This window comes from Rahnella sp. JUb53 (assembly GCF_004346065.1).
Lineage (GTDB): Bacteria > Pseudomonadota > Gammaproteobacteria > Enterobacterales > Enterobacteriaceae > Rahnella > Rahnella variigena.
The window spans coordinates 511,141-524,820 of sequence record NZ_SLYT01000003.1 but is presented as its reverse complement, the minus strand read 5'-3'; the positions used below and the strand labels follow the sequence as shown (position 1 = coordinate 524,820).

11 protein-coding genes are annotated in these 13,680 nt (G+C 50.8%); 4 read left to right on the top strand and 7 right to left on the bottom strand.

From position 1 onward, the window contains the following. Window positions 1–25 precede the first annotated feature (25 nt). Together pgm and seqA are read right to left on the bottom strand one after the other, a co-directional pair. Window positions 26–1,669: a phosphoglucomutase (alpha-D-glucose-1,6-bisphosphate-dependent) gene (gene pgm, locus EC840_RS10200; protein WP_132965160.1), complete on the bottom strand. Its 1,644-nt coding sequence runs from the start codon at window positions 1,667–1,669 to the stop codon at window positions 26–28. A gap of 25 nt (window positions 1,670–1,694) precedes the next feature. Next, the gene (gene seqA / locus EC840_RS10195) at window positions 1,695–2,249 is read right to left on the bottom strand and encodes a replication initiation negative regulator SeqA (RefSeq protein WP_112287655.1); all 555 of its coding nucleotides are present in this window, start codon (window positions 2,247–2,249) and stop codon (window positions 1,695–1,697) included. A gap of 238 nt (window positions 2,250–2,487) precedes the next feature. Between seqA and ybfF the strand changes: the two genes are divergently transcribed. Beyond that, entirely contained in the window at window positions 2,488–3,270 is a 783-nt protein-coding gene (gene ybfF / locus EC840_RS10190; RefSeq protein ID WP_132965222.1) for an esterase, read from the top strand. 262 nt (window positions 3,271–3,532) lie between these two features. Next, a complete protein-coding gene (ybfE, locus tag EC840_RS10185) occupies window positions 3,533–3,814 on the top strand; it encodes a LexA regulated protein (RefSeq protein WP_056772022.1) in 282 nt (93 codons plus the stop codon). Window positions 3,815–3,889: 75 nt separating this feature from the next. On the opposite strand, the gene EC840_RS10180 is transcribed toward ybfE, so the two are convergent. Continuing rightward, entirely contained in the window at window positions 3,890–5,572 is a 1,683-nt protein-coding gene (locus tag EC840_RS10180; protein ID WP_113876045.1) for a methyl-accepting chemotaxis protein, read from the bottom strand. 408 nt (window positions 5,573–5,980) lie between these two features. On the opposite strand from EC840_RS10180, the gene fldA reads away from it, so the two are divergent. Next, window positions 5,981–6,508, top strand: coding sequence for a flavodoxin FldA (gene fldA, locus EC840_RS10175; protein ID WP_112287653.1), 528 nt, complete (start codon window positions 5,981–5,983; stop codon window positions 6,506–6,508). A 313-nt stretch (window positions 6,509–6,821) separates the two neighbouring features. After that, a complete protein-coding gene (fur, locus tag EC840_RS10170; protein WP_015698140.1) occupies window positions 6,822–7,277 on the top strand; it encodes a ferric iron uptake transcriptional regulator in 456 nt (151 codons plus the stop codon). Window positions 7,278–7,460: 183 nt separating this feature from the next. Here the strand turns inward: fur and chiQ are convergent, their stop codons facing one another. The 4 genes from chiQ to nagE form a co-directional block, all read right to left on the bottom strand. Beyond that, window positions 7,461–7,802, bottom strand: a complete 342-nt coding sequence (chiQ, locus tag EC840_RS10165; RefSeq protein ID WP_165929023.1) for a ChiQ/YbfN family lipoprotein — start codon at window positions 7,800–7,802, stop codon at window positions 7,461–7,463. Between the two features lie 13 nt (window positions 7,803–7,815). After that, a complete protein-coding gene (locus EC840_RS10160; protein ID WP_132965156.1) occupies window positions 7,816–9,237 on the bottom strand; it encodes an OprD family outer membrane porin in 1,422 nt (473 codons plus the stop codon). Between the two features lie 448 nt (window positions 9,238–9,685). Next, a complete protein-coding gene (glnS, locus tag EC840_RS10155; RefSeq protein ID WP_132965154.1) occupies window positions 9,686–11,356 on the bottom strand; it encodes a glutamine--tRNA ligase in 1,671 nt (556 codons plus the stop codon). A 193-nt stretch (window positions 11,357–11,549) separates the two neighbouring features. Then, a complete protein-coding gene (nagE, locus tag EC840_RS10150) occupies window positions 11,550–13,496 on the bottom strand; it encodes a PTS N-acetyl glucosamine transporter subunit IIABC (protein WP_113876049.1) in 1,947 nt (648 codons plus the stop codon). Between the last annotated feature and the right edge of the window lie 184 nt (window positions 13,497–13,680).

The following is a 13,680-nucleotide window of genomic DNA, read 5'->3' as shown; positions in this document are numbered from 1 at the left end:
CCTTTGATGAGAAGCAGAGAACGGCTTATTTAGCGTCGGCAAGAACCTTGCTGACGATTTCTACCGCTTCTTTCTCGATTTGCTCACGGTGTTCAGCACCGAGGAAGCTTTCACAATAAATTTTGTAGGCTTCTTCTGTACCCGACGGACGTGCCGCGAACCAGCCGTTTTTGGTCATCACTTTCAGGCCGCCGATTGACGCGCCGTTACCCGGAGCGTTGGTCAGACGGGCAGTGATCGGGTCACCGGCCAGCGTGTCGGCTTTCACCTGTTCAGGAGAAAGTTTAGACAGCGCGGCTTTCTGCGCGTGAGTTGCAGGTGCCTGAATACGGTTGTAGCTTGGCGCGCCAAAGCGGGCAGCCAGCTCGTTGTAATGTTCCTGCGGATTCTTGCCGGTGACGGCGGTGATTTCCGCGGCCAGCAGGCACATGATGATACCGTCTTTGTCGGTAGACCACGGGGTGCCGTTGAAACGCAGGAAAGAAGCCCCTGCACTTTCTTCGCCACCAAAACCGAAGCTGCCGTCAAACAGACCATCAACGAACCATTTAAAGCCTACCGGTACTTCTACCAGTTTACGGCCTAAATCTTCCACTACGCGGTCGATCATCGCGCTGGATACCAGCGTTTTCCCGACGGCAACCTCTTTGCCCCACTGCGGACGGTGCTGGAACAGGTACTGAATCGCCACCGCCAGATAATGGTTCGGGTTCATCAGACCGGCTGGCGTCACGATGCCGTGGCGGTCGTAGTCAGGGTCATTGGCAAAGGCCAGATCGAATTTATCCCGCAGCGCCAGCAAACCGGCCATGGCGGATTCAGACGAGCAGTCCATGCGGATCACACCATCGTGATCGAGATGCATGAAACGGAAAGTCTGATCGACTTCATCGTTCACCAGCGTCAGATCCAGTTTGTAATGCTCAGCGATGCGCTTCCAGTATTCGATACCGGAACCACCGAGAGGATCCACACCCAGTTTCAGGCCTGCTTTCTGAATCGCGGCCATATCAACGATATCGGTCAGGCCTTCGATAAACGGCTGAACCAGATCCTGCGCCACCAGATGACCACTTTTCCACGCCTGATCCAGAGACTGACGTTTCACACCCGCAAGCTTGGCAGCCAGCAGTGCGTTAGCGCGTTTCTCAATCACGGAGGTCAGATTGGTATCTGCCGGGCCACCGTTGGTCGGATTGTATTTTATGCCGCCATCTTCCGGCGGGTTGTGCGAAGGGGTGATGACGATGCCATCAGCCAGCGCGCCGCCGTTGCGGTTGTGGGTCAGGATAGCGTGAGACACCGCAGGCGTCGGCGTGAAGCCGTTGTCGTCCTGAACGATGACATCTACGCCATTCGCCGTCAGCACTTCCAGCACAGAGATAAACGCCGGTTCGGACAACGCATGTGTGTCTTTACCCACGTAGCACGGGCCGGTGGTGCCCTGCTCTTTACGCACTTCAGCAATTGCCTGAGCAATGGCCAGGATGTGCGCTTCATTAAAGCTGTGACGCAACGAACTACCGCGATGACCGGACGTGCCGAATTTCACAGCGTGTGCTGTGTTAGCCGGATCCGGTTGCAGAACGTAATACTGTGACGTTAACTGCGCCACATTAATCAAATCGCTTTGCTGAGCAGGTTGCCCTGCACGGGGGTGATTAGCCACTGGCGCTTCTCCCTTACGCTGAAATTTAGAGGGTGCCGCACACTTTGTCAGTCAGTTCCGCCGGGAACTGCATGAGTTGCATGATGTGTTCGATCATGCTGCGTTTGCGACCTGTGTTGGTGTTCGTAATAACCCAATACGGCGTTCCGGGAACGTGTTTAGGCTTGGTATGAATGCCGTTTTGCAGCAGGGTTTGCTGGTCACCGGCAAAATAGGTACGCGTGCGGCCCGTTAATGACTCGGTCGCAACGGCAAATTCTTTCGGGTTCAGGCCATACAAGGTCGAAAGGATCAACATAAAGCGGTTCACCGCTTTGGTCTGCTCTGCGTATTCGTCAGACAACAACAGTTCACGGACGGCGCGGACTTTATCACGCGACGTCGGTGCTGCAGCGGCGACAGGTTTTTCCTGTGCAACGGTGCCGGCAATAATGGAAGCATTCACTGTCGCGGCAGGAGCGGTCTGTCCGGCAGTAAACTTCAACATACGGCGTAAAATATCAGACGCACTTTCACCGATAGCCTGCGTGTGGCTGGCAATGTAGCGGTAGAGTTCTTCGTCAACCTCAATAGTTTTCATCTTTATCCAGTACTGTTTTTCTACTTAATTCAAAAGGATTATACAAATTTCTACACAGTAACAAACAGGGGAATTGTGCCGCGAAGCAAAAACCAGACTACTTCCCGTTTTTGCTGCATGCAGGCTCCGGCCTGTTCTTGCTTCTGGTAGTCAAATCCCGCTCAGGCATCTGGCAGAAACTTTCTGTTTTAAAAAATCATCCGCAACTCATGATAACCTAATGGAATCGTTTATCAGTATGAACTTCGCCATGAAATTACATTATCGCCTGCAAGAACCTGAAGTCGCTGGCAGCCATGCCCTGCCGGTTTTGTTAATCCACGGCTTGTTCGGAACCCTTGATAATCTGGGCGTTCTGGGCCGCGACCTGAAACAACAGCATAGAGTGTTACAGGTCGATTTGCGTAACCACGGCCAGTCCGGGCGTTCTGATGAGATGTCATACGCCGCGATGGCGCAGGATTTAGCAGAAACGCTGGATGAAGTGGGTTTCCAAAAAATCATTGTTATCGGCCACTCGATGGGCGGCAAAGCAGCGATGGCGCTGACCGCGCTGATCCCTGACCGTATCGAGAAGCTGATCGCCATTGATGTCGCGCCGGTCGATTACCGCGTGCGCCGTCACGATGAGATTTTTGCGGCGATTAACGCCGTCACCGCTGCCGGATTACGTGACCGCACGTCGGCTGCCGCCTGTATGCGCGAGTATATAAAGGAAGATGGCGTGATTCAGTTTCTGCTGAAATCTTTCCAGCAGGGAGAATGGCGCTTCAACGTTCCGGTGCTGCTCAGTGAATATGAAACCATCACCGGCTGGGAAGACGTACCGGCGTGGGATCACCCGGCGTTATTTATCCGCGGCGGATTGTCGCCGTATGTGCAGGACGCTTACCGCGAAGATATTGCCCGTCAGTTCCCGCAGGCCAAAGCCTATGTCGTCGCCGGAACCGGACATTGGGTTCACGCGGAAAAACCTGAGGCCGTGCTGCGTGCTGTTCACCGTTTCATCGATGTGGACTAAGGTTTAACATCCTGGGGATAAATTGTGCAAAAAGCCTGCACAACTTAGAAAGTTATCATGAAATCAGGGCAATCAGGCGTTGTGAACCCCAGGGGCGCCAGTGTATGATTGCGCGCTATAATTTTGCCGCCCCGTTTCACTCAGGCTGAGTCGCGGGGGGTAAATTGGGTCAGGGTTTCTTAGCCCGAAATGTGTGAAACGCTCGTCAGGAATCGGCTTGCCGTTTTCCGATGTAAAAACTTCCCTGGTTGTACCGCTACCTATGGCAAAAGAACAACTGGATCGCACGACGATTGATCTGTTCGCAGATGACCGCCGTCCGGGGCGTCCAAAAACAAATCCGCTATCCCGTGATGAACAGCTCAGGATCAACAAGCGCAATCAGTTACGCCGCGATAAAGCGAGCGGTCTGCGTCGCGTGGAGCTGAAAATGAATGCCGATGCTGTTGATACGCTCAATAAGCTGGCTGAAGAACGTAACATCAGTCGTAGTGAACTGATTGAAGAGATGCTGCTGGCGCATCTTAACGGTCATGAAGGCTGATTGAAAACGGGTAACCTTTCCTGGCTACCCGTTTGTTTTTTCTTACTTATTCAACGCTAACTCTCTTCGCCCTTCTCAAAACGTTTCCCAGTTCTCAGCACTTTTCGCGCTATTCGCCGAAAGCAACCCGCCCATCCCGGTATCCGGACGCAGCAACGGAGCGGAAACCGCTTTCGCTGGACGTCCCTTCACGTTGGTCACGCTGTCTTTGAGTTTGAACGTGGCCACAGCGTTGTTGAGTAATGCAGCCTGTTCTTCCAGAGAAACCGCAGCCTGCGATGCCTCTTCAACCAGCGAGGCGTTCTGCTGCGTCACACTGTCCATCTGAGTGATCGCCACCGCCACCTGACCGATGCCTTTGCTTTGCTCATCAGATGCCGAAGCGATTTCTGCCATGATATCGGTGACATGCGTAATTGAGCGCACCACTTCATTCATCGTCAGACCGGCGTTTTCAACCAGTTTTGAACCGCTGTCGACGCGGGAAACCGATTCACTGATCAGGGATTCGATTTCTTTCGCCGCCTGGGCGCTGCGCTGTGCCAGATTGCGCACTTCGCTGGCGACCACCGCAAATCCACGCCCCTGTTCGCCCGCACGTGCGGCTTCAACCGCGGCGTTCAGCGCCAGAATGTTGGTCTGGAAAGCAATGCTGTTGATGACCGACGTAATTTCAGCAATTTTCTTTGAGCTGCCGGAAATGTCTTTCATGGTACTGACCACGTCCGCCACAATATTACCGCCCTTCTGCGCCGTGCCGGAAGCTTCAATCACCAGCTGGCTGGCGTGATGTGCGTTATCGGCATTGTGTTTCACCGTCGCTGTCAGTTCTTCCATGCTGGCTGCGGTTTCTTCCAGAGCAGAAGCCTGTTCTTCGGTACGCGAAGACAAGTCATTATTGCCCGCTGAAATTTCCGATGCGCCCTGATAGATATGGTTAGTACAGTTACGGATCGTCTGCACCGTATTCACCAGACTCGCCTGCATCACATTCAGCAGCGGGATCAGTTTACCGGCGCAGTTTTTACCGAACTCTTCCATATACTGCGTCAGGTCACCGCTGGCGATCACCGCGAACTGATCGCGGATTTTATCCAGCGGTTTCACCAGCGCCATCACCAGATAACGATCGGTCAGCAGCAACAGGATCAAACCAATACCAAATGCGCTCAGCTGGATCACTTTGCTCATGTAGGTCAGATGATTGGATTCATTTTGTGCGGCCTGAAAATCAACTGCAATCTGGCTGCTGACCTTTTCCATTGATAAACCAAAAGTACGGCTCAGCGCCGGAACCGTGGTGTTGGCTAACTGGTTATAGGTGTCGGTATTCTTACTGCTGGCAGCATTGAATAACGGCGTAACGCCCTGTGTCAGCAGGTTTTCCCAACTGGTCTGCAGTTCCTGAATGGCTGATTCTTCCAGGCCCGGATGGGGTACTGATTTAAAACCAGCCAGCGCCTGAGTCAGTCCATCAAGAGATTGTTTGGCGCTGTCAAAAATTTCGGGGCCTTTTGACGGGTCAGCCTGAAGCTGTGCAACCGCACGACTCAGACGCGTCACGGTACGGAAATACTGATCATTGCCTTTGCTGATCAGCGTCATGTTGTTGACCAGTTCGGTACTGTTCCTGGTATTTTGCGTTAATGTGCCAAGTGATGTGACGGTATAAAGGGAAACACCAGCCCACATCACGCAGAAGATGCCAAGAATGGTTAATAAAGCGGCCCTGATGGTAATATTTTTTAAAAACTGCACGATATGCCTATCTCGAAACAGGACTGTTTCTGGTCTGAGGATTGACGGGGATGCGGAGAATCAAAACAGGTAACCAGCAGGCTTACGCCCCCGGACATGTTTGAACACCTCTCCGGGCATCGATTTCTTTATTATGTTGAGATTGCTCTCGCATCATCTATCGGCGGGACATGCATAAACTTAAGGAATGAGCCGGTATATTTCTTCACTTTGCTTATGACCTCAGGAACCCTGTGGTTGATAAGCACACGATGGCGATAACACTTTAAAATATTGCCCGATAAACTTATTCCCCAGTTAAGAAGGCGAGCAGAAGCATATTCTCCGCCTCGCGAGTTTGGTATCATCTTCGCTATTATTGCCTGCAATGCAGGGCACTTCATTTAGAACAAGAGGTTAGATAATCTTATGGCCGTTGTAGGTATCTTCTTTGGATCCGATACAGGTAACACCGAAAACATCGCTAAAATGATCCAGAAACAATTGGGTAAAGATGTGGCTGAGGTGCATGACATTGCGAAGAGCAGCAAAGAGGATCTGGAAAAATTCGATATTTTGCTGATCGGAATTCCAACCTGGTATTACGGTGAAGCGCAGTGTGACTGGGATGACTTTTTCCCGTCGCTCGAAGAGATAGATTTCGAAGGTAAGCTGGTTGCCCTGTTTGGCTGCGGCGATCAGGAAGACTATGCCGAGTATTTCTGCGATGCACTGGGTACCGTGCGCGATATCATTGAGCCACGCGGCGCAGTGATTGTCGGACACTGGCCAACTGAAGGTTACCACTTTGAAGCATCCAAAGGCCTGGCAGATGATAAGCACTTCATCGGACTGGCAATTGACGAAGACCGTCAGCCGGAACTGACCGCTGAACGTGTTGATGCGTGGGTGAAACAGATCACAGAAGAACTCAGCCTTTCAGAAATTATCGGCTAAAACCCTGTTGGCCCTGAGGATTTATTCTACAATTGAAGGGCCAAACTATTACTGAAATTAACAATTTAACCGCTACAAAATTGTAACTTTTGGTCGTATCAAGGTACACTGAGTTCATCTGTTTTTTCTATCGATCAAGTCGTTGCATTATTAATGTGACAGGCAATTTGTGATCTTTATTAACAGGCTGTCGTTTACGAGAATGGGCACACTTCCCTTAAACGAAGAACAGTAAACGAACAATTTTGTGCCGCCGATGCCACAGGCTGCATGCCTCAACTTGATTAGCACATAGTAACAGGACTGAATCCGCATGACTGACAACAACACCGCACTGAAGAAAGCCGGCTTAAAAGTCACGCTTCCGCGCCTCAAAATCCTGGAAGTGCTGCAAGCGCCGGAAGGTCATCACGTTAGTGCGGAAGATCTGTACAAGCAACTGATTGATATGGGCGAAGAAATTGGTCTGGCCACGGTTTACCGTGTTCTGAACCAGTTTGATGATGCTGGTATCGTCACCCGTCATAACTTCGAAGGCGGCAAGTCCGTATTCGAACTGACTCAGCAACATCACCACGATCACCTGATCTGCCTGGATTGCGGTCGTGTGATTGAATTCCGTGACGAATATATTGAAGGTCGTCAGCGTGAGATTGCTAAAAAACATGGCATCAAACTGACCAACCACAGTCTGTACCTGTACGGTCACTGTGAAGCAGGCGACTGCCGTGAAGATGAATCTTTGCACAATGACAAACCTGCGCATTAATTTGCACAGCTTCGATTGTCGCAAATACTCTAAATAAACTAACCGCTGGAAAGCGGTTTTTTTATGTCTGCGTTTCACCCCGAACACAGACGCCGCTTACCGACGTAGAAAACCCCGGCAAGCCGGGGTTTCGCTTTTGATAATGATGATTTTGCCAGCTAAGGCTTTTACAAAAATCTGCTATTAGTTCGCCATTACAGGCGCGTTATTGGATGTGATTTCCTGCCAGATTTTACCGCAATCCGCCGCATATGCCTGACCATCACCGGTTTTGCGCGCCGTCAGACAGCGCTGGTAATCCAGCACGCGTACTGTTTCCTGTTCCGCAAATTTTTGGTGTTCTTTTTCCTGTTTCAGCTTGTTCAGCAACACCTGACAAGTCGCCAGTTTGTCCGGATTACCTTCTGAAGAATTAATACACGCGCGGTAGTCTTCACGCATTTGCGAAATCTGTGCCTGATCGGCGGTAGGCGCACAACCTGCCAGCAGAACAACAGATACCGCCATCATCAGTAATTTATTCATCGACATAACGACCTCAGAAAATAGTGAATGGAGCAATAACGATGAATTTCACGTCTTTTTCATCCTGGAATATGTTGCCGTAACCCCCGCCCCAGCTCGGAATATCCGAGTGGTTGTCGTACTGGGTGTAATGCAGTTTGAACAATGTCCCCTTAGCGCGGCCTTCCTGAATGGTGTAAAGCGCATCCAGGCTCCAGGCGGTCTCTTTCAGACGCTGGCTCTGGTCATAAGCGGCATTGGTACTCGGTTTGGCGTCCCACGCGTAAACGTAAGAACCCCCGACGGCAAAGCCCGGCAGATCCCATTTCGCCAGATCGTAAAGTACGCCGGCGTACACCGCTTTCTCGCCGTTGGCGTTGAAGTCCGAACGGTTATCCCACCACACGTCAAGACGACCGTTGGAGGAGGAATACGTCGGGGTCATACGTTGCAGGAAGTAGCCCTGATTACCTTCCGCTTTGACCATCGTACCTTCCAGCCGCCAGTTAAACTGACCGGTGGTGTAACCGAAAGTCAGCGCCTGCAACCAGGCCATCCCGTCATACAAGCTGTTCGGATCGTTCTTATTGCTGATGCGATCTTCCGCACCGTAGAACTGGTAGCTGGTGGTCAGCGGATTGCCCATCAGATCGATTTTGTAAGACGCTTTGGCAAAATACTGATCGACGTAACTTTCAGCCTGACCAAAAGCGCCTTCCAGCACAAAGTCGTTTTTGAAGTCGTATTTCGCTCCAAGAGAGTGGATGTACGAAACGCCCGTTTTCTTATCGTTCTGGCGGAAATCATCCATTTCCAGATGCCACGGAGATTTATATTCGTCCGCCCACATGTAGGAGAAACTCAACTCTCCCGGATCACCGAAGTCATGCTTGTAGCCCGCTTCCGCGCCGCGGTAAGTTCCCGGCATGAAGCTCCAGTGCGGCGCAATCAGTGTCTGGCCCGTTGGCTGGATGTAGCCGGCATGTCCCCAGAATCCGCCGTATTTAAATTTACCGGCGGCTTTGTACAGGCTGACCCCACTTTTATCGCCGGAGTAATCTTCGTCGTAGGCACGGTTGCTGTTGGAGAAAGCGATTTCGTTGGGATGTCCGCTTTCGCTGCTTTCGGCCATTTCAATCGCCGTAAAGGCTGCGATATCAATACCAAACATGTCCCAGGCATAGCCGGAAGAAAAATCGAGATTCAGGTTTGCGGTAGAATGCGAAAGGTTGGTTGTGTAGTCTTTGTAGTTGTCGCTCGCCGGATCCATGTCCTTGCGGTCACGCTCACGCTGCCAGTAATACACACCGCCGGTCAGCGTCGAATCATCAATAAAACCTGCCGCTTTGGCATCTTCAGAAAACATCATTCCGCCACCCAATAAGGTGCCGGCAAGAGAATATAGTGCAGGTTTCAGGTAAGCCGATCCCCTGCCCCTGTTAAGGTGCTTGTGCATAGAAATTCCTCATCTTTGACTAAAAAATACCAACAAAACCCAAACGGGTATTAAAAGCGGCCGCCAAAGGCGTAACCGGTTAATTCATGATCAAGAGTATTTTTCGCGACGCGAATTATCAATGAGTAATTACTCCTTGATCGCCGAAGTATGACTAAGTGCACATAAAGATGAAAAAGTGTAACAAAAAGCTTTAAGAAAGGGTCAGGCAGAGAGTTGATAAAAATAAATAATAGAATCAGTAAATTGTAAATTTTAAGCTTTCATTTAAACGTTTCAGCACACAAAAAACAGGGTTTAAAAGTAAACATCAAAAATACATTAATTCGCGATGAAAAACAAAATCACCATGCACCTGTCATTACTAGCAGACAGAAATAGCAGACATAAAAAAAACGCAGCCGGAGCTGCGTTTCATCAGTCGTTCAAACAAGCCATTCAGAGGCAATTACACGACGGGTTTGCTTTCCCAGGTATCACGCAGACCAACGGTACGGTTGAACACCAGATTGTCAGCGCTTGAGTAGCGGCTGTCGGCGCAGAAGTAACCTTCACGCTCGAACTGCAGGCTGATTTCAGCCTGAGCAGCCACCAGAGAAGGCTCAACAAAACCGTGAGCAATCACCAGCGATTCCGGGTTGATCGTGGTCAGGAAGTCTTCTGCCTGGCCAGGATTCGCCACGATGAACAGACGGTCATACAGACGGAATTCCGCCGGTTTACCTTCTGTCGCAGAAACCCAGTGGATCACACCTTTCACCTTGCGGCCATCAGCGGGATCTTTGCTCAGCGTTTCGATATCGTAAGAACAGAAGATGGTGGTGATATTGCCTTCTGCGTCTTTCTCAATGCGTTCCGCTTTGATCACATACGCATTGCGCAGACGAACTTCTTTGCCCAGCACCAGACGCTTGTACTGTTTGTTCGCTTCTTCGCGGAAATCAGCCTGATCGATGTAAATTTCGCGCGTGAACGGCACTTCGCGGGTACCCATTTCCGGCTTGCTCGGATGGTTCGGCATTTTCACCATCTGCACGTCATCACCGGTAAAGTTCTCGATGATCACTTTAACCGGATTGATAACCGCCATGGCGCGCGGTGCGTTTTCGTTCAGATCGTCACGAATACAGGATTCCAGCGCCATCATTTCGACGTTGTTATCTTGTTTTGTCACGCCGATACGACGGCAGAATTCACGGATAGACGCGGCAGTGTAGCCACGGCGACGCAGACCGGAAACGGTCGGCATACGCGGGTCATCCCAGCCTTCAACGATTTTATCCGTCACCAGCAGGTTCAGCTTACGCTTGGACATGATGGAGTATTCGAGATTCAGACGGGAGAACTCGTACTGACGCGGATGGCATGGAATGCTGATGTTATCCAGCACCCAGTCGTACAGACGACGGTTGTCCTGGAATTCCAGCGTACACAGTGAATGGGTGATCCCTTCCAGCGCATCGGAAATGCAGTGGGTGAAATCGTACATCGGGTAGATGCACCATTTGTTGCCGGTCTGATGGTGTTCTGCAAATTTGATACGGTAAATTACCGGATCACGCATCACGAAGAATGGCGAAGCCATATCGATTTTTGCACGCAGACACGCAGCGCCTTCAGCAAATTCGCCGTTACGCATTTTTTCGAACAGCGCGATGTTCTCTTCTACGCTGCGATCGCGATACGGGCTGTTTTTACCCGGCGATGTCAGGGAACCACGGTATTCGCGGATCTGATCAGGAGACAGTTCATCAACATACGCCAGACCTTTATTGATCAGTTCCAGCGCATAGGCGTGCAGCTGATCAAAATAGTCTGAAGAATAGTGAATATCACCACTCCAGTCGAAACCTAACCATTGCACGTCGTGTTTGATGGACTCAACGAATTCAATATCTTCTTTTGCCGGGTTGGTATCGTCAAAACGCAGGTTGCACTGCCCCTGATAGTCTTGCGCGATGCCAAAATTCAGGCAGATAGATTTCGCATGACCAATATGCAGATAGCCATTAGGCTCAGGCGGGAAACGGGTATGAACGGTATTGTGTTTCCCGGTCGCCAGATCTTCATCAATAATCTGACGGATAAAATTTGTTGGGCGGGCTTCTGCCTCACTCATTGTGCAATTCCTCTACGCGACATTTGACTCTACGGATAACCGCTTATGTTCCAACAAGCCACGTAAGGAAACAACCGTTAGTTGCATAAAATCGTGGTTATCTGCATGACTTCTGCTTAGAAGCAATAAAAACGCGGGAAGAGATTACTCTCTTCCCGCGACAGGGCTTTCTACTGTGAATCAATCAACAGAGTTACTTACTCTGGATCTCGAACAGTTTGGTCTGACCGGCAACCACTGAGCCGCTGGCCAGAGAAATCACACCGGTGTAATCGTCGATGTTGCTGACCACAACCGGGCTTATCATTGAGCGCGCATTGGCGTTCAGATAATCCAGATCCAGTTCCAGTACAGGCTGACCAGCGACGACCGTTGCACCTTCTTCAACCAGGCGGGTGAAGCCCTGACCGTTCAGTGCAACCGTATCAATCCCCATATGCACCACGATTTCAGCGCCGGAAGTGGTTTCCAGGCAAAACGCATGGTTGGTATTGAAGATTTTCACCACAGTACCGGCCGCAGGAGAAACGACGATTTTGTCTGTCGGACGAATAGCGACGCCATCACCGACCGCTTTGCTGGCAAATGCTTCATCAGGCACCTGATCCAGCGCAACGATGTCACCGGTAACCGGCGAAACCAGCGTCTCTACGACGGTTTTGACGCTGTTTGGCACAGCCTGCGGCGCTGCTTTAACCGCAGCCACTGGCGTAGCGACACCGGCAGCAATCGGGCCACGCGCCATCACTTTCTTCATGGCATCTGCCAGAGATTCTGCTTTAGCGCCGACGATAACCTGAATACTTTGTTTGTTCAGACGAACAATACCTGATGCCCCCAGACGTTTACATGCGGCGTCATCAACGGTGCCGGCATCTTTCACGTTCAGACGCAGACGGGTAATACAGGCATCAATACCTTTAAAGTTATCAGAACCACCCAGAGCACCGATGTAGCTCACAGCCAGCTGATTCAGACCTTCTTCAGTGTTGCTGTTTGCTTCAGGCTCACCGATATGATCAACGTCGTCTTCACGACCTGGCGTTTTCAGGTTGAACATACGGATGATAACGCTGAACAGAACGAAGTAGATGATGAAGAAGATCACACCCATCACCAGCAACATCCAGACGTTTTTACTTGCTGCTGGCAGGTTGTACATCAATGCATAGTCGATGGCGCCTGCAGAGAAGGAGAAGCCTGCGTGAATGCCCAGAGCGGTTGCGATGTACAGGCTGATCCCGGTCAGGATGGCGTGCACTAAGTACAGCAACGGAGCAAGGAACATGAACAGGAATTCTAATGGCTCGGTCACACCGGTCAGGAATGCAGTCACCGCGACTGACACCAGCATACCGCCTACTAACGGACGACGCTCTTTCGGTGCAGCAAAGTACATGGCACAGGCTGCGCCTGGCAGACCGAACATCATGATTGGGAAGAAGCCGGACATGAACATCCCTGCAGTGCCGTCACCCGCGTAGAAGCGGTTGATGTCACCGTGGAATATAGTACCTGCAGCGTTAGTGAAGTCACCAATCTGGAACCATGCGATGGTGTTCAGAACCTGATGCAGACCGGTTGGGATCAGCAAACGGTTAACGAAACCAAAGATACCTGCACCGAATGCGCCAGCACCTACGATCCACTCCCCGCCCGCACGGATTGCATCCTGCACCGGAGGCCAGACGTAACCGAAGATAGCGGCCAGAATCAGACAGAAGAAGCCGGTTGCGATAGGAACGAAGCGTTTCCCACCGAAGAAGCTCAGGAAGTCAGGCAGTTTGATATCAGACCAGCGGTTGTAAACCATACCGCCCACCAGACCGGTGATAATACCGGCCAGCACGCCCATGTTTACCGCAGGGTTGATGGTGATCATCGCTTTAGTCAGGATGAAGTAACCAATACCACCGGCTAATGCTGCTGCACCCGCGTTGTCTTTAGACCAGCTGGATGCCACACCAATAGCAAAAATTAATGCGAGGTTATCGAAAATCCCGCCACCGGCTTGCGCGATGAAAGGCATATTAAGAAGATCAGGCTGACCGAAACGCAGCAGTAAAGCAGCGACCGGCAGTACGGCTATCGGCAGCTGTAGCGCTCTGCCTAAACGCTGAAAGAATCCAAGAATATTCACATTTCCCCCTATCCGCCGTCAGGCGAATCACCTAAGTAGTTTAATTAGTATGGTTACTACCTTTACATTTACCGTTCCGATTTAACCAACTGCACTTATAACTAACAGCACTGCGAGTGTAAAAAGATTATTTCGTATCGCAAATTAAAACCTCTCTTTTTGTGAGAAATGTCACCAAAAAGAG